Genomic DNA, 24,863 nt, shown 5'->3' with positions numbered 1-24,863 from the left:
CTGCTTCTCTCGCTGGTACTACCGGGACGCGCGGCGGGTCCGACGGACCCGGCGCGCTACCACTCGATGCCGCGCTGGCCCTTGCGGCCGGCGTCCATCGGGTGCTTGACCTTGGTCATCTCGGTGACCAGGTCGGCCGCGTCGGTCAGCAGCTCCGGCGCGTACCGGCCGGTGATGACGACGTGCTGGCTGCCCGGGCGGTCCTTGAGCACGGCCACCACCTCCGCCGGGTCGATCCAGCCCCAGTGCATCGGGTAGGTGAACTCGTCCAGCACGTAGAAGCGGTAGGTCTCGGCGGCGAGGTCGCGCTTGACCTGCTCCCAGCCCTCCTTGGCCGCCGCCTCGCTGTCCAGCTCCATCTCGCCGGTGCGCTGGATCCAGGACCAGCCGGAGCCCATCTTGTGCCAGTCGACGGTGCCGCCCTCGCCGGAGGCGCCGAGCACGCGCAGCGCGTTCTCCTCGCCGACCTTCCACTTGGCGGACTTCACGAACTGGAACACCCCGACCGACCAGCCCTGGTTCCAGGCCCGCAGGGCCATGCCGAACGCGGCGGTGGACTTGCCCTTGCCGGGCCCGGTGTGCACGGCGGTGATCGGCTGGGTACGGCGCTGGCGGGTCGTCAGGCCGTCGTCGGGAACGCTCTCGGGGACACCCTTGGGCATGTCGGCTCAGGCCGCCTTTCGCGAAGCAGGAGAAGCAGAGGAAGCAGAGGAACCAGAAGCGGAGGAAGCAGAGGCGGAGCCGCTCGGACGGTTCCCGCCGCGGCTGTCGCGGACCAGTGAGGCGACGCCGTCGGCGCGCAGCTCGTCCAGGGTCACGGCGGTGGCGCGGAGCCGGTCGGCCAGGGTGCGGGCCAGGCCGAGCCGGACCGGGCCGGACTCGCAGTCCAGCACCACGCTCGCCACGCCCTGCCCGGCCAGCAGCCCGGCCGCCCGGTGCGACCGCGCGACGGCGTCCCGCGCGCCGGTGGCCCGGCCGTCGGTCACCACGACCAGCAGCGGGCGGCGGTCCGGGTCGCGCAGCCGCTCGACCCGCAGCACCTCGTGCGCCCGCAGCAGTCCGGCCGCCAGCGGGGTACGGCCGCCGGTGGGCAGCGACTCCAGCCGGGCCGCGCCGACCTCCACCGAGGAGGTCGGCGGCAGCACCAGCTCGGCGTCCGAGCCCCGGAAGGTGATCATGCCGATCTTGTCCCGGCGCTGGTAGGCGTCCATCAGCAGCGACAGCACCGCGCCCTTGACCGCGGTCATCCGCTGCCGGGCCGCCATCGAGCCGGAGGCGTCCACCACGAACAGCACCAGGTTGGACTCCCGCCCCTGGCGCACCTGCTCGCGGAAGTCGTCCTTGTGCAGGACCAGGGCCCGGGAGGACCGGCCGCGCGCCAGCTGGTGCGGGGCGGCGGCGCGCAGGGTGGCGCTCAGGTGCAGCCGGGCGAGCCGGCCGCGCGGGCGGCGGGCCCTGATGGTGTGACCGCTGTCGGTCTCGGCGGGGGAGCGGCGGCCCTGGGCGCCGCGCCCGGTGCCGTCCACGGCGAACAGCCGGGTCCGGTACGGGTCGCCGGCCGCGACCGGTGCCGTCTCCCGGGCGGGGGACGGCGGCTGGAGCGGGACCGGCTGCGGGGCCGGGGCGTCGTCCTGGGCCGGGGCGTCCGGCGCCTCGGCCGTCGGGCCGTCGGGGCCGTCCTGGCCGGACGGCTCGGGTGCGCCGCCGCCACCGCCGCCGTCGGGGCCGCCGTCCTGCGGGCCGTCACCCTCGGGGCCGTCGCCCTCGGGACCGCCCTCCGGGTCCGGGTCCTCCTCGGGCTCCTGCGGCGGCTGCGGCTCCTCGGGCTCCGGCTCGGCGTGCTCCTCCAGCACCCGGTCCAACTGCTCCTCGTCCAGCCCGGGGGCGTCGAAGGGGTTGCGCCGCCGCCGGTGCGGCAGCGCCAGCCGGGCGGCCTTGCGGACGTCCTCCGCCAGTACCTCGGTCCGGCCCGCCCAGGCGGCCAGCGCGACGGCGGTCCGGGCCATCACGATGTCCGCGCGCAGTCCGTCCACCTCGAACGCCGCGCAGACGGCGGTGATCTGCCGCAGGGCGGCGTCGGTCAGCTCCACCTGCGGCAGCAGCTCGCGGGCGGCGGTGATCCGGTCGGCGAGCGCCCGCTCGTCCGCGGCGAAGCGGCCGGCGAAGGCGGCCGGGTCGGCGTCGTAGGCGAGCCGGCGGCGGACCACCTCGGCGCGCTCCACCGGCTCCCGGGTGGCGGCGATCTCCACCGTCAGGCCGAACCGGTCGAGCAGCTGCGGCCGCAGCTCGCCCTCCTCCGGGTTCATCGTGCCGACCAGCAGGAAGCGCGCCGCGTGCCGCACCGACACGCCCTCGCGCTCCACGTAGGAGCGGCCCATCGCGGCGGCGTCCAGCAGCAGGTCCACCACGTGGTCCTGGAGCAGGTTGACCTCGTCGATGTAGAGCACGCCGCGGTGCGCCCGGGCCAGCAGCCCCGGCTCGTACGCCTTGACGCCCTCGGACAGCGCGCGCTCGAGGTCCAGCGAGCCGACGATCCGGTCCTCGGAGACGCCGACCGGCAGCTCGACCAGCTCGGCCGGGCGCTCCGAGGACGTGCCTCCGCCGTGCGCGCCGTCCGGGCACTGCGGGTCCGGGCCGGCCGGGTCGCAGGCGAAGCGGCAGCCGTCGACGGTCGCGATGGAGGGCAGCAGCCCGGCCAGCGCGCGCACCATGGTCGACTTGGCGGTGCCCTTCTCGCCGCGCACCAGCACCCCGCCGACCGCCGGGGAGACGGCGTTCAGCAGCAGGCCGAGCCGCAGGTCGGCCATGCCGACGATCGCGGTGAACGGGTATCGGACGTCACTCATGCATGCTCCCCAGGGGCTCCGGGCGGAAGGAACGGCAGCGATCCGGCCGCCGGCACCCCGCCCTCGATCAGCTTCCACAGCGCGTCGGTGTCGGCGTGTTCCTCGATCAGTTCGCCCAGCCGGTCGAGCCGGGCCTCCCGCGCGTCGGTGAAGGAGGTGTCCGGCGCGGGGACGAACGCCCGGCCGGCCGCCGTCGCGACCTCGCGCAGCAGCGCGCGCCGGAAGCCGTCGTTCTCCAGCGCGCCGTGCCAGGTGGTGCCCAGGACGGAACCCACCCGGCAGCCGTCGAGGAACGGCTCGCCGCCCTCGACCGCGACGATGCCGTGGTGGATCTCGTAGCCCTCGACCCGCTCCCCGAACGCCTCGCCGACGGGCCGGCCGAGCACCTTCTCCACGCCGAAGCGCACGGACGTCGGCAGCAGCCCGAGGCCCTCCACCGGGCCCGCCTTCGACTCGACCTCGTCGACGATCGAGCCGGCCAGCATCTGGTAGCCGCCGCAGACGCCCAGCACCGGCAGCCCGGCCGCCGCCCGGGCCCTCAGCACCGGTTCGAAGCCGCGCTCGCGCAGCCAGCCGAGGTCGGCGACGGTGGCCCGGGTGCCGGGCAGCACCACCAGGTCGGCGTCGGCCAGCTCCTCCGGCCTGGTGGCCCAGCGGACCAGCACACCGGGTTCCTGGGCGAGCGCGTCCAGGTCGGTGAAGTTGGACAGCCGGGGGAAGCGCAGCACCGCCACCCGCAGCACGTCGGCGCCCAGCGGGCCGCGCGCGGCGGTCCGGTCGACGACGGTGGACAGGTCGAGCGAGTCCTCCGCGTCCAGCCAGAGGTCCGGCAGCATCGGCAGGGTGCCGAGCACCGGACGCCCGGTCAGCTCCCGCAGCATCTCCAGCCCGGGGGCCAGCAGCCGTGCGTCGCCGCGGAACTTGTTGACGAACCAGCCGGCCACGTGCCGCTGGTCCTCCGCCGACAGCAGCGCCAGCGTCCCGTACATGGCCGCGAACACGCCGCCGCGGTCGATGTCCCCGACCACGACGACCGGCAGGCCGGCCGCGGTGGCCAGGCCCATGTTGGCGATGTCCCGGTCCCGCAGGTTGATCTCGGTGGGCGAGCCGGCGCCCTCGCAGACCACCACGTCGAAGCGGCGGCGCAGGTCGGCCAGGCACTCCAGGGCGCGTTCCAGCAGCAGCGGCTTGCGTTCGCGGTAGTCCAGCGCGCCGACCTCGGCGACCGGGCGGCCCAGCAGCACCACCTGGCTGCGGCCGTTCGCGCCGGGCTTGAGCAGCACCGGGTTCATCGCCGCCTCCGGCTCGACCCGGGCGGCCTGCGCCTGCATCACCTGGGCGCGGCCGATCTCGGCTCCGTCGGCGGTGACGAAGGAGTTCAGCGACATGTTCTGCGCCTTGAACGGCGCGACCGAGACCCCCTGCCGCGCCAGCCAGCGGCAGATGCCCGCCGTGACCACGCTCTTGCCGGCGTCCGAGGTCGTCCCGGCGACCAGCAGTGCCTTGCTCATGCCCGGTACCTCCGCTTCCTGATCAGCGCCGCCCGCAGCAGCAGGTGCCCGGCGACGGTCGTACCCAGGGCCAGCGCGCCCACCCGCCGGGAGAGCACGCAGGCCCGCTCGATGTCGTCCACCCCGACCGGGCGCAGCCCCTCGCCGAGCACCGGCCGGTGCTCCGTGCGATCGCCGTACCGGAGCGTCCCGCCGAGGCGGACGCCGACCGCGCCGGCGAAGGCCGACTCGGCCTGGCCGGCGTTGGGGCTGGGGTGCGCGGAGCCGTCCCGCCGCCAGATCCGCCAGGCGGTGCGCGGTTCGGGGGCGGCGGCCACCGTCAGCAGCGCGGTCAGCCGGGCGCCCGGCCAGCCGGCCACGTCGTCCAGCCGGGCCGAGGCCCAGCCGAACCGGGCGTAGCGCGGCGAGCGGTGACCGACCATCGCGTCCAGGGTGTTCACGGCGCGGAACGCCAGCAGCCCCGGGGTACCGGCCAGGCCGCCCCAGACCAGGGCGTTCACCACGGCGTCGGCGGTGTTCTCGGCCACCGACTCGACCACCGCGCGGGCGATCTGCTGCTCGTCCAGGGCGCTCGGGTCGCGTCCGCACAGGTGCGGCAGCCGTTCCCGGGCCGCCGTCAGGTCACCGGCCGTCAGCGCGCGGCCGACGGTGCGGGCCTCCCGGGTCAGCGAGGTGCCGCCGAGCACCGTCCAGGTCGCGGCGGCGGCGAGCGCGGCCCGGCCGAGCGGCCGTCGGGCCAGCAGCCGGTCGGCGGCCACCGCGCCGGCCGCGACGGCGCCCACGCACAGCGCGGTGTAGGCGGTGCCGGCCGCGCGGTCGTCGCGCCACAGCAGCCGCTCCAGCCGACCGGCCGCGCCGCCGAAGCCGGCCACCGGGTGGCCGCGGCGCGGATCGCCGAACCGGGCGTCGGCCAGGTACCCGGCGACGGCGCCCGCGCCGAACGCGGCGGCCCGGGTCAGCGGGCGCAAGGGAGGGCGGGTGGCGCGGTCGGCGGAGTGCTCGGGGGGAGGTCCCGGCCCGGCGGGGCAGCCTGCATCGCGTGCGTGTCCTCACTCAGGGTCCGCGCCCTGGATCGACGTACCGGGGGCGAGAGTCTCCTGGCTCCCGGGTCGGACGCGCTCCCGGGCCTTCCGGCGGCCGCTGACGGCCCTCCGTGGCTGAACTCCGGTCGTGCTCCCCGGTGACAGTGGCGGGACCGCGCCGGACTCGCACCGGCTTCCTCTGCTTGCCTCCGTAATGGCTGAAGGATCCCATCACGGGCCCGAAGGGGGAGTCAACCGAGGTCGCGGAGGGGTTGGTCACACGCCGGGGCCCTCCCGGCGGCCGCCCCCGTGCCCGCCCCGGCACCCGCTCGGCACCCGTCCGCCACCCGCCCCGGCGGCCCGCCGTGCCCCGTCGCTACCTCCGAGGCCGCCCGCCGCCGGACCGCGCCCCGCTGTGCGATCCTCCACCCCCGCCGGGCGGCGCGCCCGCCCCGCTTCGTGCGTTCGTCGGCTGGGGCACCACCCGGCGCCGCGCCTACCGTCGGGACCCATGCGACCCCAGCGCTCCCACCTCTTCGCACGTCCGGCCCGGTCCGCCCCGCCCGCCCCGCCGCCCCCGGTGCCGTTCTCGCCCGCCGCCGTCCGCGCCCACCGCGCCGCCCTCGGCCTGACGCCCGAGCAGGTCGCCGAGGGGATGGCCGCGCACGGCGTCCGGCTGCTCCCGGCCCACGTCCTCGGCTGGGAGAACGGCGGTCCGCCCCCCGGCGAGGAGGAGTTCCTCGCCCTGGCCCGGGCGCTGTGGTGCCCGCCCGAGCAGCTGATGGGTGTCCGCCCGGCGAGCCTGCGGGACTTCCGGCTCGCCCGCGAACTGAGCCAGGACGGCGCGGCCCGCCGGATCGGCGTCCCGGCCGGGGAGTACCGGCGGGCCGAGGTCACCGGCCAGTGGGACGGCGACGCCGAGCCGACGGCCGCGCTCGCGCACGTGCTGGGCCTGACCCTGCGGGAGCTGGTCGCGGCCACCGGCCGCCGGGAGGAGCTGGACCGGCGGCTGCGGCGCTGCGTGGACGGCCGCTGGCAGGCGCAGGTCGGCGCGATCGTCCGGATCGTGCCGGTGGACCGGGCGGACCTCGAGGCCGTCCTGCCCGTGCTCCAGGACGAGCGGCAGGTGCCCGCGCACTGGGGGTCCGGCGGCTGGGGGCCCGCCGAGGGGGCGGCCGCGCCGTCCGCGGCCGGGGGCCCGCCGGTCGAGCACTTCTGGGAGCTGCTGGCCCGACGGGAGCCCGCGATCCCCGTGTGATCCGGCGTTCGTTCTGGCACTCTCGTTCTGACGATCCCGGTGCGGCCCTCCCCGCGCGGCAACCCGTACGGCCGTGTCCTGCTGGCCCGGCCGGGTCGCGGCCAGTGGACTGGGCTGTGACGTGGGTCCGGACACCGGTCGGCCCAGAACCGAGCAGCGGGGAGCGAGTATGCGTTGGGGAATCGCGGCCACCGTGGCGGCCGCCGCGGTCGGCACCGGGGCGGCCGTCCTGGTGATCGGCCGCCGGGCCTCGGAGCGGATGGTCCGCCCGGCCGGGGCCGCCCGGGAGCGGACCGGCCCGGTCGTGGTCCAGAGCCTGGGGGCCGGGCGGATCACCTTCACCCGGAGCGCGGAGAGCGAGCGCCCCGGGCGCTGGGCCGTCGAGTGGGGGGAGGACGGGCACGCCGTCGTCGAGGAGGTCCTGCACCGCGACGAACGGGGCGTCACCCGCCGCCTGGTCCGCGCCGACCGTGGCACCCTCGCCCCCGGTACCGAGGTCCGCTTCACCCCGCGGGTGTACCTCGGCGACCCGGCCTCGGCCCTCGGCCTGACCTTCGGCGAGACCGCCGTCGAGGGGGAGCTGGGCGCGCTGCCCGCCTGGTGGCTGGACGGCAAGCGCGGCACCTGGGTGATCCTGGTGCACGGCCCGGACGCCGACCGCGCCCAGGTGCTGCCCGTCCTGCCCGTGCTGCGGCGGCTCGGCCTGCCCGCGCTGGCGGTCAGCTACCGGGGCGACGCGGGCGCGCCGGCCTCCCCCGACGGCCTGGGCCACTTCGGCGAGACGGAGTGGCGGGACGTCGAGGCGGCGATCCGGCTGGCCCTGGACGGCGGCGCGGGCCGGGTGGTGCTGTACGGCTGGTCGCTGGGCGCCACGATGGCCCTGCAGGCCGCCGCCCGCTCGGACTTCGCCTCCTCGGTCAGCAGCCTGGTCCTGGACTCCCCGGTGCTGGACTGGCCGGCCACGGCCCGCCGGGGCGCGGCCAGGGCCGGGTACCGGGGCGCGGCCGCCGAACTCGGCGCGCTGGCCGCCGAGGGCCGGACCGGCGTGGATCTGGCCGACTTCGCCCGTCTCGCGGAGGGCACCGACCTGCGGGTGCCCACCCTGGTGCTGCACGGCCCCGACGATCCGGTGGCGCCGTTCCGGGCCGCCGAGCGGCTGGCCGCGAGCCGTCCGTCCCTGGTGAACCTCCAGGCCTTTCCCGGCGGCGACCACGCCGCGCTGTGGAACACCGACCCGGACCGCTACTCCGAGACCCTGCGCCGCTGGCTCACGCCCTTCTGCTGAGCCGCCGCCCCCGTCGCCCCCGCCGCCCCGGCTCCGACCCCGCCGGGTGCTCCCCGCCGCGTCGCGCGGGGCCGGGGAGCCGGGGGGAGCGGGTGAGCGGCCGGCGGACGGAGGGCGGCGCGCGGGCCGCCCGGGACCCCCTCCGGACCACCGGCCCCTCCGGGCCGCCCCACCTGGCATGGACCCGCCACAAAGATCAAGCCAGTCGGTTTGGGCTCTGTTGCCCGATCTTGTCGATCCCCCCGCGCCCCCGCCCCGCCCCGCGCGGACAACCGGATGTGACAGAAGGCCGGTACAAGGGGAAGACTGCTCGACGTGACGTCTCGGAATCCGCGCGACCGTGATGCCCCGCTCCCGCCGACCAACGGTTCCGGCGCGACGGTGACCCGTCTCCCCGGAACGGCCCACCGCCCCGCCGGCGCGAGGCCGGGGAGCCAGGGCGTACCCCGCCGACGAGGCCCCGCCCCCGCCCCCGGCCGAGGCCGGGTCCCCGTCCCGGAGGGCTTCCCCGCACCCGCCGAGCTGGCCCCGCTGGCCCGCCGGATGCTGGTCGACGCCGTCCGGATCGCCCGCTGGGCCGGCGACCTCGAGGAGGTCGACAAGCGCGGCGAACTGCTCCCCGAGGACGCCCGCGCCGCCGGCCGCGCCCTCGCCATGACGGTGGGCGCCGCCGCCAAGGCCTGGGGCCAGGCCCTGCTGGTCGGCCTGGTCGAGCCCCGCGACGGCGGCGCCGTCCCCGGCTGGCGCCTGCACGCCTGGGAGCACGACGACGAGGCGGTGATCCGCGGCTGGTCGACCCTGTTCGACGCCTGGACCCTGCTCGCCCCGGTGCCGCCCGCCGCCCTGCGCGGCGTGTTCGCGGTCCTCGCCGGGCAGGCCGTCGACCAGGCGCCCCAGCTGCTCTCCTTCCTGCACCTGGTGGACGGCCCGGTCGCCGACGTCGAGCTGCTGGAACTGCTCCGGCGCGGCCTGGACGAGCGGCGGGTCGGCGGCGGCGAGGGCGCCTTCGGCCTCTCGCCCGTCCCGCACGCGGCCTCCGCCGTCTCCGCCGTCCGCGGCACCTGCCGCGAGCCGCAGATCGACACCCCGGCCTCGCCGGCCGACGTCGCCGCCGTCCTGGACTGGATGCTGGACGGCCTGGCCGCCGTCGGCGCGCTGGTCCGCGAGGACAACGCGGCCGAGCTCTCGCCGCTCGGGCACTGGGCGGTGCGGGCCAAGCTGGAGGAGATCTGCACCGTCGCGCAGACCGCCGCCGGCCACATCGAGCAGAGCGCGATGGAACTGCTGAGCGCCTGCGCCGACTACTCGCCGGGCCCGGCCCGCGCCGAGTACCGGGCCTGGCTGGCCGCCCGCCCCGCCGACCGGGCGGTGGCCGAGCTGCTGGAGGCCGCGCAGGGCGAGGACGCCCTGGTGCGCGGCCTGGCCTTCGAGGCGCTGAGGGTGGCCGGATCCACCGCCGAGCAGGCCGTCCGGGCCGCCGTCGACGAGCCGGTGCTGCGCCCGTACGCGCTGCTGTGGCTGGCCGAGCGCTCGGACGAGGGGGTCTCGCCGGCCGACGTGCTGGGCGCGGAGGACGCCGCCTGGCTCTGGGTGGACACCGCCGCGGCCGTGCTGGACCACGGGGAAACGGAACTTCTGGTGGGCCATGTCGAGGGCGCCTCGGCCGGTGATCCGGTGCGGCTGTTCGCCCGGGCCCGGCAGTCCGGGCACCCCCGGGCGGCCTCGGTGCTGACGGCCGTCTCCGGCGTCCACCCGGACCCGGCGGTGGCCCGGGCGGCCCGCCGCTCGGCGTTCAGCGTGCACCGCGGCGGTGCCTGAGCGAGCGGTTCGCGCGGACGGCGCCAGGACATGCGGAAGGGCCCGGCTCCCCGAGGGGAGCCGGGCCCTTCCGCATGTCCTGCGGCGGTCGTCAGCCGATCCGCGACTCCGCGCGGCGGGCCCGCACGTCGCCGACCTTCTGGCCGACCTTGCGGCGGATCACCAGCAGCGGCGCCATCGCGGCGAGCGCGATCTGCGCGAACGCGCCGATGTGCAGCAGGTTGTCGCCGCCCGGCAGACCGGTCGCCCAGGCCGCCAGGCAGCCGATCGAGACCACGATCCAGCACAGCGTGGCGGTGGCCAGCAGCCCCTGCGGCTTCGGGTACTCGATCCGGCTGACCATGAGGTACGCGACGGCGAAGATCGCCAGCAGACCGGGCAGGAACGGCGGGTCGAGCAGCACGATGGCGATCACCGTCATCGCGCCCATCGGGCAGGGCATGCCCTGGAACACCCCCGGCCGCATCTTCACGGTGGAGAAGCGGGCGAGCCGCAGTACCACCGCGAGCAGCACGGTCAGCGCGATCAGCGCCGACAGCCGGCTGTTGGAGCCGGGCGAGACCATGCCCCAGACCGCGACGAAGTAGGCCGGCGCGATGCCGAAGCTGATCAGGTCGGCCAGGTTGTCGAGTTCGGCGCCCAGCGCGGAGGAGCGCAGCTTGCGCGCCACCAGGCCGTCGAACAGGTCGCACATCGAGCCGATCAGCAGCAGCGTCACCGCGGTGGCGGCGCTGTGCTTGTCCGGCGCGGCGTCCGGGTTGGTGATGTGCGGGACGAGCACCCCGGTGGTGATCGAGTAGATCGCCAGGAAGCCGCAGACGGCGTTCCCCAGGGTGAGGAAGTCGGCGGTGGACAGGTGCTGCGGCGAGCGCGGCGCGCGCAGCTCGCGGTCGCGGGCCCAGCGGCGACGGCGCAGGGCCGTCTCCTCGTCGTCCAGGCCGACGATCGTCTCAGGATCAGTCACGGTCAAGGCGCGTCACCCCGGCGGTGGTCTTCTGGCCGACCTCGACGCCGACCTCGACGCCGGCCGGCAGGTAGGTGTCGACCCGGGACCCGAAGCGGATCAGACCGATCCGCTCGCCCTGCTCGACCTTGGTACCGGCGTCGACGTACGGCACGATGCGGCGCGCCACGGCGCCCGCGATCTGGACCATCTCGATGTCGCCGAGCTCGGTGTCGAAGTGCCAGACGACCCGCTCGTTCTGGTCGCTGTCCTTGTTGAACGCGGGCACGAAGCCACCGGGCACGTGCTCGACGGAGGTCACCGTGCCGGGCAGGGGCGCCCGGTTGACGTGGACGTTGAGCGGGCTCATGAAGATCGCCACGCGGGTCCGGCCGTCCGGCCACGAGTCGATGCTCTGGACCACGCCGTCGGCGGGGGAGATCACTCTGCCCGTGCCGATCTCACGCTCGGGGTCGCGGAAGAACCACAGCATGCCGGCGCCGAGCGCACAGGCGGGTACCGCGGCCAGGGCCCACTTGCCACTGCGCCGGGTGAGCGCGGTGGTCACGGCGGCCGTGGCGAGGGTGGGGACGAACCAGGGGGTGGCTCCGCGCGCGATGGTCACGCGGGGTCGCCGGCCGGCCGTCGTGGCGGCGAGGGCATCGCGGTCCGTGACGGAGGAGTGAGGGGACGGGCTGATGGGCATCGAAGACCTTTGTCGCGGGGGATCATGGCCGCTGGACGGGGGCCACCGCGGGATCGGGTAATAGAGGGACGTCTGCTGTCCCGGTGGATGCTATCGGGAGCACACGGTGGGTGGGCAACCCGCCTGCTCGTTCATGTGACCTGCGGGAGGCGCCGACGCGCCCCCTTGTATACGACCGTAGCTCGCCCCGCTCCGGTTCCCAAGGGACCGGGCGAAGCTGGTGACTCATGTCTCAACGCTGCCCGGCCGGTCCTCCCGGACTGCCCGTCGGGGGCGCGGGACGGTGTGCCGGAGCGGCCGCAGGGCGTGTGACAGCAGCTGTACGCCCTGCGGCCGCTCCGGAGCGGCCGTGTCGGCCCCGGGGCGGACCAGGCCTCCGGGGCGGGACACGGCGCGGTGCCGGGACGGGCCCGCACGCCCGTCGTCCGGCGGTCTCGCGGGCCGGCCGCGAGCCCCGCAGCGGGGTGGTCAGCCCGCGATGCGGTACTCCTCCAGCAGTCGGCGCCCGATGATCATCTTCTGGATCTCCGCAGTACCTTCACCGATCAGCAGCATCGGGGCCTCCCGGTAGAGCCGCTCGATCTCGTACTCCTTGGAGAAGCCGTAACCGCCGTGGATGCGGAAGGCGTCCTCGACGACCTCCTTGCAGTACTCGGAGGCGAGGTACTTCGCCATGCCCGCCTCGAGGTCGTTGCGCTCGCCGCTGTCCTTCTTGCGGGCGGCCATGACCATCATCTGGTGCGCGGCCTCGACCTTGGTGGCCATCTCGGCGAGCTTGAACTGGATCGCCTGGTGCTCGGCGATCTTCTTGCCGAAGGTGGAGCGCTGCTGGGCGTAGGAGATGCCCAGTTCGAAGGCGCGGCGGGCGACGCCGCAGCCGCGCGCGGCCACGTTGACGCGGCCGACCTCGACGCCGTCCATCATCTGGTAGAAGCCGCGGCCGGGGACGCCGCCGAGGATCCGGTCGGCCGGGATCCGGACGTCCTGGAGCACCAGCTCGGTGGTGTCGACGCCCTTGTAGCCCATCTTCTCGATCTTCCCGGGCACGGTGAGGCCGGGGACGGTCGGGTTGGCGCCGAAGCCCGGCGTCTTCTCGACCAGGAAGGTGGTCATGTTCTTGTACGGCGTGGAGCCGCCCTCGTCGGTCCTGCAGAGCACCGCGACCAGGCTGGAGGTGCCGCCGTTGGTCAGCCACATCTTCTGGCCGTTGAGGACGTAGAAGTCTCCCCCAGCCTCCGGCTGGGAGGTGCCCCCACGTACCTTCACACCCTTGGTGCTGATCGCGGCGACGTCGGAGCCGAGGCCCGGCTCGGACATCGAGAAGGCGCCGCGGATCTCGCCGGCCGCCATCCGGGGCAGGAAGTGCTCCTTCTGCTCCTGGGTGCCGTGCGCGTTGATCATGTGGGCGACGATGAAGTGGGTGTTGACGATGCCGGAGACGGACATCCAGCCGCGGGCGATCTCCTCGACCACCAGCGCGTAGGTCAGCAGCGACTCGCCGAGGCCGCCGTACTCCTCGGGGATGGTCAGGCCGAAGAGCCCGAGCTCCTTCATGCCCTCGACGATCGCCGTCGGGTACTCGTCCTTGTGCTCCAGCTCGGTCGCGACCGGGATGATCTCCTTGTCGACGAACTCGCGCACGGTGGCGAGGATGTCCCGCTGGATCTCGGTGAGGCCGTCGGTCTGTGCGAGGCGTCCCATCGTGCGGCTCCTGTCATGCCTGGAAAAACGAGGGTGGGGGAGTGGACGGGGGCCCCGCGGGCGTGGCTCCGCGGAGCCCCCGTGAACCGGTGCGGGGCACGGCCGATGACGGCGGCCGGGCCCGTCCGGGGTCCTGGGGGTTGGGCTTCGAGAGGGCTCAGGCGAGCGGCGTCGGCCGGGCGGGCTGCTCGCCGCCGCGCGCCTCGATGTACGTCGCGGTCGGCACCATCACCTTGCGGCGGAAGACGCAGACGACCGTGCCGTCCTGCTTGTAGCCCTTGGTCTCGACGTACACGATGCCGCGGTCGTCCTTGGACTTGGACGGCCACTTGTCGAGCACGGTGGTCTCGCCGTAGATCGTGTCGCCGTGGAAGGTCGGCGCGACGTGCCGCAGCGACTCGATCTCCAGGTTGGCGATCGCCTTGCCGGAGACGTCCGGGACGGACATGCCCAGCAGCAGCGAGTAGATGTAGTTGCCCACCACCACGTTCTTGCCGAAGTCGGTGGTCCGCTCCGCGTAGTTGGTGTCCATGTGGAGCGGGTGGTGGTTCATGGTGAGCAGACAGAAGAGGTGGTCGTCGTACTCGGTGACCGTCTTGCCGGGCCAGTGCCGGTAGACGGCGCCGACCTCGAACTCTTCGTAGGTGCGTCCGAACTGCATGATCGACGGCTCCTGACCGGTCTCAGGCCTGCGGGGGCTCGAACGTGGAGGTGCGCTTCATACCGGCCGCGCGGCCCTTGCCGGAGACGACCAGCGCCATCTTGCGGCTGGCCTCGTCGATCATCTCGTCGCCGAGCATCGCCGAGCCCTTGAAGCCGCCGGCCTCGGAGGTGCACCAGTCGTAGGCGTCGAGGATCAGCTCGGCGTGGTCGTAGTCCTCCTGGGAGGGCGAGAAGATCTCGTTGGCGGCGCCGATCTGGTCCGGGTGCAGCACCCACTTGCCGTCGAAGCCCAGCGCGGCGGCGCGGCCGGCCACCTCGCGGTAGCCCTCCTGGTTGCGGATCTGGAGGTAGGGGCCGTCGATCGCCTGGAGGTCGTTGGCGCGGGCGGCCATCAGGATGCGCATCAGGATGTAGTGGTAGGCGTCGGCCGAGTAGCCGGGCGGCTGCTCGCCGACCACCAGCGACTTCATGTTGATCGAGGCCATGAAGTCGGCCGGGCCGAAGATGATGGTCTCCAGCCGGGGCGAGGCCTGGGCGATGGTGTCGACGTTGATGAGGCCCTTGGCGTTCTCGATCTGCGCCTCGATGCCGATCCGGCCGACCTCGAAGCCCATGGTCTTCTCGATCTGGGTGAGCAGCAGGTCGAGCGCCTTCACCTGCTCGGCGTCCTGGACCTTCGGCAGCATGATGCAGTCGAGGTTCGTGCCGGCGCCCTCGACCACGGTGATCACGTCGCGGTAGGTCCAGTGGGTGGTCCAGTCGTTGACCCGCACGACCCGGGTCTTGCCGGTCCAGTCGCCGTTGTTCAGGGCGTCGACGACGGTGTGGCGGGCGCTCTCCTTGACCAGGGGGGCGCAGGCGTCCTCCAGGTCGAGGAAGACCTGGTCGGCCTGCAGGCCCTGGGCCTTCTCCAGGAAGCGCGGGTTGGAGCCCGGCACGGCGAGGCAGGAACGGCGCGGGCGGAGGCGGTTCTGGGACAAGGGGGTGGTTCCTTCCGGGGTCAGCTGGTCGTCGTGGCCGGGGCCGGCGTCCAGGGCTGGAGCCTGTTGGCCAGCCGGATCTCGTCCACGATCCGGCCGATGATGGTCGTGATGCCGAAGTCCTTCGGGGTGAACACGGCGGCGACGCCGGCGGCCCTGAGGGCCTCGCCGTCCGCTGCCGGGATGATGCCACCCACGATCACCGGGACATCCTCCACCCCGGCCCGGCGCAGCCGGTGCAGCACGTCCGGCACCAGCTCGGAGTGGGCGCCGGAGAGGATCGACAGGCCCACGCAGTGGACGTCCTCGGCGACGGCGGCGGAGACGATCTGCTCCGGGGTGAGCCGGATGCCCTGGTAGACCACCTCGAACCCGGCGTCGCGGGCCCGGACGGCGATCTGCTCGGCCCCGTTGGAGTGCCCGTCCAGGCCGGGCTTGCCGACCAGCAGCCGCAGCTTGCCGGCGCCGAGTTCGGCGGCGGTCGCGGCGACCGCCTCGCGGACGGCCGCCAGCTCGCCGCCGGGCTCGGCCGGGACCGCGACCGGGGCGCCGCCGACGCCGGTGGGCGCGCGGTACTCGCCGAACACCTCGCGCAGGGCGAAGGCCCACTCGCCGGTGGTGACCCCGGCCCGGGCGCAGGCCAGGGTGGCCGGCACGAGGTTGGCGGTGGTGCCGGCGACGGCCTTGAGCTCCGCCAGGGCGCTCAGCGCGGCCGCCTCGTCGCGCTGACTGCGCCAGGCCTCCAGCGCGGTCAGCACGGACTGCTCGGAGGCCGGGTCGACGACCATGATCGCGGTGTCGAGGTCGGCCGTGAGCGGGCTCTCCTCAGTGGTGTCGAAGCAGTTGACCCCGATGATCTTGTCCTCGCCGGACTCGATCCGGGCCCGGCGGGCGGCGTGCGAGGCGACCAGGTTGGACTTCAGGTAGCCGGACTCGACGGCCGGGATGACCCCGCCCATCCCCAGCACCTTGGCGATCTCGGCCTCGGCGCCCGCCAGCAGCGCCTCGGTCTTGGCCTCGATCACCTCGGAGCCGTTGAAGATGTCCCCGTACTCCAGCAGGTCGGACTCGAAGGCCAGCACCTGCTGGATCCGCAGCGACCACTGCTGGTCCCACGGGCGGGGCAGGCCGAGCGCCTCGTTCCAGGCGGGCAGCTGGACGGCGCGGGCGCGGGCGTCTTTGGAGAGCGTGACGGCGAGCATCTCCAGCACGATCCGCTGGACGTTGTTCTCCGGCTGGGCCTCGGTCAGGCCGAGCGAGTTGACCTGCACGCCGTAGCGGAACCGGCGCTGCTTGGGGTCCTCGATGCCGTACCGCTCCCGGGTGACCTTCTCCCAGAGCCGGCCGAAGGCCCGCATCTTGCACATCTCCTCGACGAACCGCACCCCGGCGTTGACGAAGAAGGAGATCCGGGCGACCACCTCGCCCATCCGCTCGGCCGGCACCTGGCCGGAGTCGCGGACGGCGTCCAGCACCTCGATCGCGGTGCACATCGCGTAGGCGATCTCCTGGACCGGGGTGGCCCCGGCCTCCTGGAGGTGGTAGCTGCAGATGTTGATCGGGTTCCACTTCGGGATGTTCCCGACCGTGTAGGCGATCATGTCGGTGATCAGGCGCACCGAGGGGCCGGGCGGGAAGACGTGCGTCCCGCGCGACAGGTACTCCTTGACGATGTCGTTCTGGGTGGTGCCGGTGAGCTTGGCGATGTCCGCGCCCTGCTCCTCGGCGACCACCTGGTAGAGCGCCAGCAGCCACATCGCGGTGGCGTTGATCGTCATGGAGGTGTTGGTCTGCTCGAGCGGGATGCCGTCGAACAGGGTGCGCATGTCGCCGACGTGGCCCACCGGCACCCCGACCCGGCCGACCTCGCCGCGGGCGAGGATGTGGTCGGAGTCGTAGCCGGTCTGGGTCGGCAGGTCGAACGCCACCGAGAGGCCGGTCTGCCCCTTGGCGAGGTTCCGCCGGTAGAGCGCGTTGGAGTCCTCGGCCGTGGAGTGCCCGGCGTAGGTGCGCATCAGCCAGGGCCGGTCGCGCTTCTGGTCGGTCATCGGGTCGCCTTAGATGTCGCGGCTCGGCTGGATGGTCCGCTCGGTGACCTCGCGGAAGAGGTTGATCGCGGGCAGGTGCTTGGCGCGCAGCTCGGCGTCGCGCACGCCCAGGCCCTCCTCGGGGGCGAGGCAGAGCACGCCGACCTTGCCCTGGTGCCGGTTCTGGTGGACGTCGAGCGAGGCCTGCCCGGTCTGCTCCAGCGGGTAGACCTTGGACACGGTCGGGTGGATCTTGCCCTTGGCCACCAGGCGGTTGGCCTCCCAGGCCTCGCGGTAGTTGGCGAAGTGCGAGCCGACGATCCTCTTGAGCGACATCCACAGGTAGCGGTTGTCGTACTGGTGCATGTAGCCGGAGGTGGAGGCGCAGGTGACGATGGTGCCGCCCTTGCGGGTGACGTAGACGCTGGCGCCGAAGGTCTCCCGGCCGGGGTGCTCGAAGACGATGTCGACGTCCTCGCCGCCGGTCAGCTCGCGGATCCGCCCGCCGAAGCGCTTCCACTCGCGCGGGTCCTGGTTCTGCTCGTCCTTCCAGAACCGGTAGCCCTCGGCGGAGCGGTCGATGATCGCCTCGGCGCCCATCGCCCGGCAGATGTCGGCCTTCTCCGGGCTGGAGACCACGCAGATCGGGGTGGCGCCGCCGGCCAGCGCGTACTGGGTGGCGTACGAGCCGAGGCCGCCGCTGGCGCCCCAGATCAGCACGTTGTCGCCCTGCTTCATGCCCGCGCCGTTCTGCGAGACCAGCTGGCGGTAGGCGGTGGAGTTGACCAGGCCGGGGGAGGCGGCCTCCTCCCAGGTCAGGTGGGCGGGCTTGGGCATCAGCTGGTTGGTCTTCACCAGGGCCAGCTGGGCCAGGCCGCCGAAGTTGGTCTCGAAGCCCCAGATCCGCTGCTCCGGGTCCATCATCGTGTCGTTGTGGCCGTCCGAGGACTCCAGCTCGACGGACAGGCAGTGGGCGACCACCTCGTCGCCCGGCTTCCAGGCGTTGACCCCGGCGCCGGTGCGCAGCACCACGCCCGCCAGGTCGGAGCCGAGCACGTGGTACGGCAGGTCGTGGCGCTTGGTGAGCGGGGAGAGCCGGCCGTAGCGCTCCAGGAAGCCGAAGGTGGAGACCGGCTCGAAGATCGAGCTCCACACGGTGTTGTAGTTCACCGCGCTCGCCATCACGGCGACCAGGGCCTCGCCCGGGCCCAGCTCGGGCAGCGGGACGTCGTCGAGGTGGAGGGACTTGCGCGGGTCCTTGTCGCGGCTGTCGAGGCCCGCGAACATCTGCTCCTCGTCCTTGTGGAGCGTGACCGCCCGGTAGGACTCCGGCAGCTTCACGTTGGCGAAGTCCGCCGAGGTGCTGTCGGAGCTGAGGATCGCGTCGAGGATTTCCTTCATGGCTGCCTCCGAAGGCGTACCTGTGTGAGGGCACAGGGCGTCTGGGGGAGCCGGGAGCGGACACCGGCTTCGCTGAACGGGGTGGTGGGTGTGGGTGGCTGGTGGGCCGGGGTGGCTGGTGGGCCGACGGCTGGTGGGCCGGGGTGGCTGGTGGGCCGGTACTGCGGTGGGTCGCCCCCGGGGTCGGGGAGCGCCGGTACGACGGCGCGCCGAGGTGGGGAGCCGCGGCGCCGCGACTGGTGGGTAACAAGGTAGTGGCACCCTGTGCCACTCGTAAAGACACGCGGTGCCACCAATTCGGACGGATCGGCAGCACCCCCGGAGGGCTCGCGGAGGGCATCGAAAAGGCCCGTGCCGACACTCCGGCACGGGCCCTCGAATCCCTTTTGACCTGCGAAAACTCCTGCGGTCAGGCCTGCTTGACGCCCTCCAGGGCGGCCCGCACGGCATCCACCACCAGCTCCAGTGGAGCGTCCGTCCGGGTGACTGTGATGAGTACCTCACCTCCAGCGGTGGCACTCGGTGCGCGCGAGGTCGAGGCCTCTGCCTCCGCCCCACTGGCACCCGGTGCCACCACGGCACCGCGCCGCCGCGCCCCCGGCGCGCTGGAGCCCCAGAAGGTCTGCCGGATCACCTCGAAGGAGTGGTCCAGCTGCGCCTCCACGTCGCCCCGCCCGCCGGCCCGCAGCCAGCGCCGCAGGACGTGGTTGTGCGCCGCGACCACCGCCGCCGCCGACACCTCGGCCAGCATCGAGTCGTCCTCGCCGCCGTGCTGCCAGCCCGCGGGGATCTCCCCGGCGGTGTCGAACCGGCCCAGCAGGTAACGGGTGAACAGCCGCTCGTAGCGGGCCACCACGGCGATCTCCCGCTCCCGCAGCGTCGGCACCTGGCGGATCAGCTGGTACCTGGCCACCGAGACCCCGGGCGTGGAGGCGTACATCCGCAGCACCTCCTTGATGCCCCGGCAGACCACGTCCAGCGGGTGCTCCTCCGGCTCGGCGCTGGCCAGCAGGTCGGCGACCCGCACCAGGGTGTCGTCGTGGTCCGGGAAGATCGCCTCCTCCTTGGACCGGAAGTACCGGAAGAAGGTCCGCCGGGCCACCCCGGCCGCCGCGGCGATCTGGTCGACCGTGGTCTCCTCGTAGCCCTGCGAGGCGAACAGCTCCATCGCGGCGGTGGCCAGGTCCTGGCGCATCTGCTGGCGCTGGGCCGCCGCCCGGCGGCTGCCCTGGCCCCCCTCCGAGCCCGTCCCGGCCGACCGGCCGTCACGCGCCGGCGCGGACTGCTGCGGGGCCGACTGCTGCGGGGAGACTGACTGAACCCGATCCATGCCCGGAACGCTACACGCCCCCGGCGCCGGAGCAGGGGGCCTTGCCCGGCGTACCGGGGCGACCGGTCCGCCCACCGCCGGTCTCGGCCAGTGCGCGGACACCGAACCCGTCCCCCAGCCGGCCCGCTCCGCGCGGAACGGCGGCCGGTCGGGGGCTCCCCCGTAGGACGGCGGCGTGGTCATCGGCGCGCGTGGTCGCGGAAACCGCGGCCGGTCTTGCGGCCCAGGCAGCCCGCCGCCACCAGGTGCTCCAGCAGCGGCGCCGCGGCCAGGCCCGGCTCGCGGAACTCCTGGTGCAGCACCTGCTCGATGGTCAGCGAGACGTCCAGGCCGACCACGTCCAGCAGCTCGAACGGACCCATCGGGTAGCCGCAGCCGAGCTTCATCGCGGTGTCGATGTCGTCCACCGTCGCGTAGTGCTCCTGGAGCATCCGCACCGCGTCGTTGAGATAGGGGAAGAGCAGCGCGTTCACGATGAAGCCGGCCCGGTCCCCGCACTCCACCGGGTGCTTGCGGACCTTCGCGCACAGCTCCAGCACGGTCGCGGTGACCTCCGGCGCTGTCAGCACCGTGGAGACCACCTCGACCAGCCGCATCGCCGGCGCCGGGTTGAAGAAGTGCATGCCGACCACGTCCTGCGGCCGCCCGGTGGCCGAGGCGCACGCGACCACCGGCAGCGAGGAGGTGGTGGTGGCCAGCACCGCGCCCGGCTTGACGATCGCGTCCAGCGCGGTGAACAGCTCGCGCTTGACCGCGAGGTCCTCGGCCACCGCCTCGACCACCAGGTCCACGTCCGCCAGCTCGCCGTACTGCCCGACCGGCGTCACCAGGCCCAGGGCGGCGTCCCGCTGCTGCTCGGTCAGCCGGCCCTTCGCCACCGAGCGCTCCAGCGACCTGGCCAGCTGGGCCTTGGCCCGCTCGGCCTTCTCCAGGCTCCGGGCGGCCAGCAGCACGGGGTACCCGGCCTTGGCGAACACCTCGACGATGCCGGTCGCCATGGTGCCCGAGCCGCAGACGCCGATGCTGCGCACCTCCCGGCCGGACACCCCCGGCCGGGCCGGGCCGGCGGTGGTGTCGACGGCCCGGGAGGAGCCGGGCGCCTCGTAGGTGTAGAAGCCGCGGCCGGTCTTGCGGCCCAGCAGTCCGGCCGAGACCAGCTGGCCGAGGATCGGCGCGGGCGCGTGCAGCCGGTCCCTGGACTGCTCGTACATCGCCTCCAGGACGGTCCTCGCGGTGTCCACGCCGATCAGGTCGAGCAGGGCCAGCGGCCCCATCGGCAGGCCGCAGCCCAGCCGCATCGCGGCGTCGATGTCCTCCCGGGTGGCGTACCTGGACTCGTACATCGCGGCGGCCTGGTTCAGGTACGCGAAGAGCAGTCCGTTGACCACGAAGCCGGCCCGGTCGCCGGCCGCCACCGGCTCCTTGCCGAGGTCCCGGGCCAGCGCCGCGGCGTCCTCGGCGACCTGCGGGGCGGTGAGCACGGTGCGCACCACCTCGACCAGCTTCATGGTGTGCACCGGGTTGAAGAAGTGCAGCCCGAGCACCCGGTCCGGGCGGGCGGTGGCGGCGGCGATCCGGGTCACCGAGAGCGCGGTGGTGCCGGTGGCGAACACGGTCGCGGCCGGGCAGATCCGGTCCAGCGCCGCGAAGACCTCCCGCTTCAGCTCCAGCTGCTCGGGCACCTCCTCGATCACCAGGTCCGCCTCGGCGGCGGCCTCCAGCGCGTGGCCGACGGTGAGCCGGGCGAGCAGCCCGGCCCGCTCCTCGGCGGTGAGCCGCTCCCGGGCCACCGCGTGCGCGGTGGACTCCTCGATCCGGGCCAGGGCCCGGGCGGCGGAGTTCTCGTCGGCCTCGATGCCGATCACCCGGCGGCCGCTCCTGGCGACCGCGACGGCGACGCCGGTGCCCATCGTGCCGAGTCCGACCACGGCGACCGTGGGGAAGGGACGCTCCATCTGTCCTGACTCCTTGTCATGGAAGGCCCGCGCGCGCTCCGGAGGGCGCGCCCCCGGAACGAGGGCGCGCGCTCCGCAGGAGGGTCCGCGCGCGGTGCGGGGGGATGACGGTTGCGGCCACCGCGCAGCCGCCGGTCCGCTCCGGCGGTGCTGCGGGTGTGCCGTGGTACTCAGGCGCTCGGGGTGAAGGAAGCGGCTCTGAACACAGAGGAGAGAAATCCGGCCCCGGCCGCGATCCGCGGCACCGGCCGGTGAACGAACGCACCGTCGTCCGCCGTCGGCCCCGCGGTTCCCGGCGCGGCGGACGGCGCCCCGCCGGTGCGGCTCCCGAAGCCCGGCAGTGGTGCGTGCGGACACTGTAGCGAAGCTACCGGCGAGTAGGAAGGGGGTGGGGGACAGGAGTTCCGCTGCTCACGACCGGGTGATCACCCGTGCGGGTGAGGTCGTGGACGGACGTCCGTTCGGACCACCCGATAGGGGAGTTACGCGGCCCGGCGGGGCTGGGAACCATGGGGGCATGACCACTGGAACCGTTGCCACGGACCGACCCGAGCCCGCCGCCGGGTCCGCCGCCCGACCCGCCCCCGGCCCGGCCGGGCACGTCGAGTCCGGTGCCGGCGCCGTGCTGCCGCCGCGGGCGGACCGGGCCGAGCGCGGCGAGCGCGCGCGGGCCGCCGCCGACCGGCTGCGGGGCTCCGGGGTCGAGGCGGTCGCCGTCACCTGGGTGGACAACGCCGGCATCGCCCGGGTCAAGGCGGTGCCGCTCGGCGGCCTGGTGCACGCGGCGCAGTGGGGCGTCGGCGCCGCCCCCTGCTTCGACGTCTTCCTGGCCGACGACTCCGTCGTCACCAGCCGGCTGATCGGCGGCCCCACCGGCGACCTCCGGCTCTACCCCGACGTCGAGCGGATCGTCCCGCTCGCCGCCCAGCCCGGCTGGGCCTGGGCCCCGGGGGACCGCTACACCCAGGGCGGCGCCCCGCACCCCGGCTGCCAGCGGCTCTTCGCCCGCCGGGCGGTGGCCGCCGCGGCCGAGCAGGGCCTGGCCCTCAAGGCCGGGATCGAGATCGAGTGGGTGGTCGCGCTGGCCGGCCCGGAGGGGGAGGCACCCCGCTACCCGACGGCCGGCCCGGCCTACGGCATGCAGCGGCTCACCGACCTCTCCGACTACCTGCGCGACGTCCTCCGCGCCCTCGGCGAGCAGGGCCTGACCGTGCTCCAGATCCACCCCGAGTACGCGCCCGGGCAGTTCGAGGTCTCGGTCGCCCCGGAGGGTCCGGTCGAGGCCGCCGACACCTCGGTACTGGTCCGGCACACCGTCCGGGCCGTCTCCGCCCGGCACGGTCTGCGGGCCTCCTTCGCCCCGGCGGTCGAGGCCGGCGGGGTCGGCAACGGCGGCCACCTCCACCTCAGCCTCTGGCGCGAGGGGCACAACCTCGCGCACGGCGGCCCCGGCCCGCACGGGCTGACCGCCGAGGCCGAGGGCTTCCTGGCCGGGGTGCTCGGCGCGCTGCCCGAGCTGCTGGTGCTCGGCTGCTCCAGCCCGGCCGGCTATCTCCGCCTGGTCCCCACGCACTGGGCCGGGGCCTACCAGTGCTGGGGGCTGGAGAACCGCGAGGCCGCGCTCCGCCTGGTCACCGGCTCCACCGGCGAGCGGTCCTCCGCCGCCAACGCCGAGATCAAGTGCTTCGACGCCACCGCCAACCCGTACCTGGCGGTCGGCGCGGTGATCGCCGCCGGCCTCGCCGGGCGGGAGCAGCGGCTCGCGCTGCCGCCGGAGTCCACCGGGGACCCTGCCCTGGCCGAGCCCGGCACCTTCCCCCGGCTGCCGACCGGCCCGGCCGAGGCGCTGGCCGCCTACCGGGGCTCCGCCGTGCTCCGGGAGGCGCTCGGCGATCCGCTGTTCGAGGCGGTGCTGGCCGTCCGTCAGGCCGAGGCCGAGCAGTACGCGGACGCGGCACCCGAGCAGCTGGCCGCCGCCACCCGCTGGCGGTACTGACCGGTGCCCCCGCCGGACGTCCCCGCGCTGGTCGACCACCACTGCCACAGCGTGGTGACGGCCGAGCTCGACGACGACGCCCTGGCGGGGCTGCTCACCGAGTCCGACCGCCCGCCCGCGCCCGGCACCTCGCCCTTCGACAGCGCGCTCGGGCTCGCCGTCCGCCGCTGGTGCCCGCCCGTGCTGGGGCTGCCCGCGCACGCGCCCGCCGAGGAGTACCTGGCCCGGCGGCGCGAGCTGGGCGCCCCCGAGGCCACCCGGCTGCTGCTGGCCGCCGCCGGACTGGACACCTGCCTGGTGGACACCGGGCTGACCGAGGCCGCCGGCCGCCCGCTGCTGTCGCTCGACGGGTTCGCCGGGGCCGCCGGCGCCCGGGTGCGCGAGGTGGTCCGGATCGAGCCGGTCGCCGAGGCCGTCACCGCTCCGCCCGGCGACTGGGCGTGGGCGGTGCGCGAGGCACTGGCCGCCGCGGCCGCCGGAGCCGTCGCGCTCAAGTCGGTGGTGGCCTACCGGGCCGGCCTCGCGGTGCCCGCGCGGCGGCCCTCCCCGGCCGAGGTGACGGCGGCCGCCGCTGCCCGGGAGCACGCCGGCGGCGGCCGGCTGACCGACCCGGTTCTGCTGCACGAACTGCTCCACACGGCCCTGGAGGTCTGCGCCGGGCTGCGGCTGCCGCTCCAGCTGCACACCGGCTTCGGCGATCCCGATCTCACCCTGCACCGGGCCGACCCGTCACTGCTCGCCGACTTCGTGCGGGCCGCCGAGCCGTCGGGCGTCCCGCTGGTGCTGCTGCACGGCTACCCCTACCACCGGCAGGCCGCCTGGCTGGCCCAGGCCTTCCCGCTGGTGTACACCGACCTCGGGCTGACCGCCTCCTACGTCGGCCCGCGGGCGTCGGCGGTGCTCGGCGAGATGCTGGAGCTGGCGCCGTTCGGCAAACTGCTGTTCTCCACCGACGGCTACGGCCTGCCGGAGCTCCACCTGGTCGGCGCGGCGCAGTTCCGCCACGGCCTTGGCTCCCTGCTGGCCGGCTGGCGTGCCGACGGCGCCTGCACCGCGGCCGACGCCGAGCGGCTGGCCCGGCTGGTGGCGGCCGACAATGCCCGTCGACTGTACGCGATCTGAGTATCCGCCGCGCCGTCGTGGCGGCCATCCGCCACTGGCCGCTTTCGGCCGCCCCGGATGCCTGTTCCCCCGTCGGTGCGGCTGACTAGGATCCCCGCCAGCGAGGTCTGCGTCTTTTCCGATCATTTGATCGGTCACCCCTGCCCAGCAGGAGCGGAGTCATACCTTCCGCCGGTGGACGACTTGTGACGATTAGATGTCTACCTCTTGCGGATTGCAACACTTGTTCACTAGCGTCCCGATCATTCCAAGCGCATCTGCCAACCGCAGCTGCAGCATGACGACTCGGGAGGGCCAAC

At 74.4% G+C, this 24,863-nt stretch carries 18 protein-coding genes and 1 riboswitch; of the genes, 5 read left to right on the top strand and 13 right to left on the bottom strand.

All coding sequences use genetic code 11. The annotated features are described in order from the left end of the window. Positions 1-56: 56 nt before the first annotated feature. From cobO to ACIPYS_RS13485, 4 genes are read right to left on the bottom strand one after another with little or no spacing between them, the layout of a single operon-like run. Positions 57-662, bottom strand: a complete 606-nt coding sequence (cobO, locus tag ACIPYS_RS13500; protein ID WP_030398311.1) for a cob(I)yrinic acid a,c-diamide adenosyltransferase — start codon at positions 660-662, stop codon at positions 57-59. Positions 663-668: 6 nt separating this feature from the next. Continuing rightward, positions 669-2,846 (bottom strand): putative cobaltochelatase, encoded by a 2,178-nt coding sequence (locus ACIPYS_RS13495; RefSeq protein ID WP_400745959.1) that lies wholly within the window; start codon positions 2,844-2,846, stop codon positions 669-671. Continuing rightward, a complete protein-coding gene (locus ACIPYS_RS13490) occupies positions 2,843-4,357 on the bottom strand; it encodes a cobyric acid synthase (RefSeq protein WP_400745957.1) in 1,515 nt (504 codons plus the stop codon). Before ACIPYS_RS13490 ends, ACIPYS_RS13495 begins: the two co-directional genes overlap by 4 nt. Further along, on the bottom strand, positions 4,354-5,325 hold the full coding sequence (locus ACIPYS_RS13485; RefSeq protein WP_400745955.1) for a cobalamin biosynthesis protein: 972 nt from the start codon (positions 5,323-5,325) through the stop codon (positions 4,354-4,356). Before ACIPYS_RS13485 ends, ACIPYS_RS13490 begins: the two co-directional genes overlap by 4 nt. Before the next feature lie 102 nt (positions 5,326-5,427). Beyond that, positions 5,428-5,627: riboswitch (cobalamin riboswitch) on the bottom strand. Between the two features lie 263 nt (positions 5,628-5,890). Between ACIPYS_RS13485 and ACIPYS_RS13480 the strand changes: the two genes are divergently transcribed. The 3 genes from ACIPYS_RS13480 (at position 5,891) to ACIPYS_RS13470 (ending at position 9,740) form a co-directional block, all read left to right on the top strand. Beyond that, complete coding sequence (locus ACIPYS_RS13480; RefSeq protein WP_400745953.1) at positions 5,891-6,637, top strand: helix-turn-helix domain-containing protein; 747 nt, start codon at positions 5,891-5,893, stop codon at positions 6,635-6,637. A 169-nt stretch (positions 6,638-6,806) separates the two neighbouring features. Beyond that, positions 6,807-7,922 carry a S9 family peptidase gene (locus ACIPYS_RS13475; RefSeq protein WP_093860010.1) on the top strand — a complete coding sequence of 372 codons (1,116 nt, stop codon included), beginning with the start codon at positions 6,807-6,809 and terminating at the stop codon, positions 7,920-7,922. Between the two features lie 315 nt (positions 7,923-8,237). After that, entirely contained in the window at positions 8,238-9,740 is a 1,503-nt protein-coding gene (locus ACIPYS_RS13470) for a hypothetical protein (RefSeq protein WP_286158626.1), read from the top strand. A gap of 91 nt (positions 9,741-9,831) precedes the next feature. Here the strand turns inward: ACIPYS_RS13470 and ACIPYS_RS13465 are convergent, their stop codons facing one another. From ACIPYS_RS13465 to ACIPYS_RS13425, 9 genes are all read right to left on the bottom strand, one after another. Further along, entirely contained in the window at positions 9,832-10,710 is an 879-nt protein-coding gene (locus ACIPYS_RS13465) for a CDP-alcohol phosphatidyltransferase family protein (protein WP_030398304.1), read from the bottom strand. Then, positions 10,697-11,389, bottom strand: a complete 693-nt coding sequence (locus tag ACIPYS_RS13460; RefSeq protein WP_400745951.1) for a phosphatidylserine decarboxylase — start codon at positions 11,387-11,389, stop codon at positions 10,697-10,699. Before ACIPYS_RS13460 ends, ACIPYS_RS13465 begins: the two co-directional genes overlap by 14 nt. A 468-nt stretch (positions 11,390-11,857) precedes the next feature. Further along, on the bottom strand, positions 11,858-13,090 hold the full coding sequence (locus tag ACIPYS_RS13455; protein WP_400745949.1) for an acyl-CoA dehydrogenase family protein: 1,233 nt from the start codon (positions 13,088-13,090) through the stop codon (positions 11,858-11,860). A 157-nt stretch (positions 13,091-13,247) separates the two neighbouring features. Next, a complete protein-coding gene (locus tag ACIPYS_RS13450) occupies positions 13,248-13,751 on the bottom strand; it encodes a MaoC family dehydratase (RefSeq protein WP_030305811.1) in 504 nt (167 codons plus the stop codon). A 22-nt stretch (positions 13,752-13,773) separates the two neighbouring features. Then, positions 13,774-14,733 (bottom strand): CoA ester lyase, encoded by a 960-nt coding sequence (locus ACIPYS_RS13445; RefSeq protein ID WP_400745948.1) that lies wholly within the window; start codon positions 14,731-14,733, stop codon positions 13,774-13,776. A gap of 20 nt (positions 14,734-14,753) precedes the next feature. After that, positions 14,754-16,781 (bottom strand): protein meaA, encoded by a 2,028-nt coding sequence (locus ACIPYS_RS13440; RefSeq protein WP_400745946.1) that lies wholly within the window; start codon positions 16,779-16,781, stop codon positions 14,754-14,756. Positions 16,782-16,790: 9 nt separating this feature from the next. Then, complete coding sequence (gene ccrA, locus ACIPYS_RS13435; RefSeq protein WP_093860006.1) at positions 16,791-18,161, bottom strand: crotonyl-CoA carboxylase/reductase; 1,371 nt, start codon at positions 18,159-18,161, stop codon at positions 16,791-16,793. Between the two features lie 409 nt (positions 18,162-18,570). Further along, positions 18,571-19,491, bottom strand: coding sequence for a TetR family transcriptional regulator (locus tag ACIPYS_RS13430; RefSeq protein ID WP_400745943.1), 921 nt, complete (start codon positions 19,489-19,491; stop codon positions 18,571-18,573). A 179-nt stretch (positions 19,492-19,670) separates the two neighbouring features. Further along, positions 19,671-21,446: a 3-hydroxyacyl-CoA dehydrogenase family protein gene (locus ACIPYS_RS13425; protein WP_400745941.1), complete on the bottom strand. Its 1,776-nt coding sequence runs from the start codon at positions 21,444-21,446 to the stop codon at positions 19,671-19,673. 517 nt (positions 21,447-21,963) lie between these two features. On the opposite strand from ACIPYS_RS13425, the gene ACIPYS_RS13420 reads away from it, so the two are divergent. Then, the gene (locus ACIPYS_RS13420) at positions 21,964-23,442 is read left to right on the top strand and encodes a glutamine synthetase (protein WP_400745939.1); all 1,479 of its coding nucleotides are present in this window, start codon (positions 21,964-21,966) and stop codon (positions 23,440-23,442) included. 3 nt (positions 23,443-23,445) lie between these two features. Then, positions 23,446-24,564, top strand: coding sequence for an amidohydrolase family protein (locus ACIPYS_RS13415; RefSeq protein ID WP_400745936.1), 1,119 nt, complete (start codon positions 23,446-23,448; stop codon positions 24,562-24,564). Positions 24,565-24,863 lie beyond the last annotated feature (299 nt).

It is taken from the genome of Kitasatospora sp. NPDC089913 (assembly GCF_044748625.1).
Taxonomy (GTDB): Bacteria; Actinomycetota; Actinomycetes; order Streptomycetales; family Streptomycetaceae; genus Kitasatospora.
Note: the sequence above shows the minus strand (reverse complement) of the source record. Positions and strands in the feature narration are given on the sequence as shown.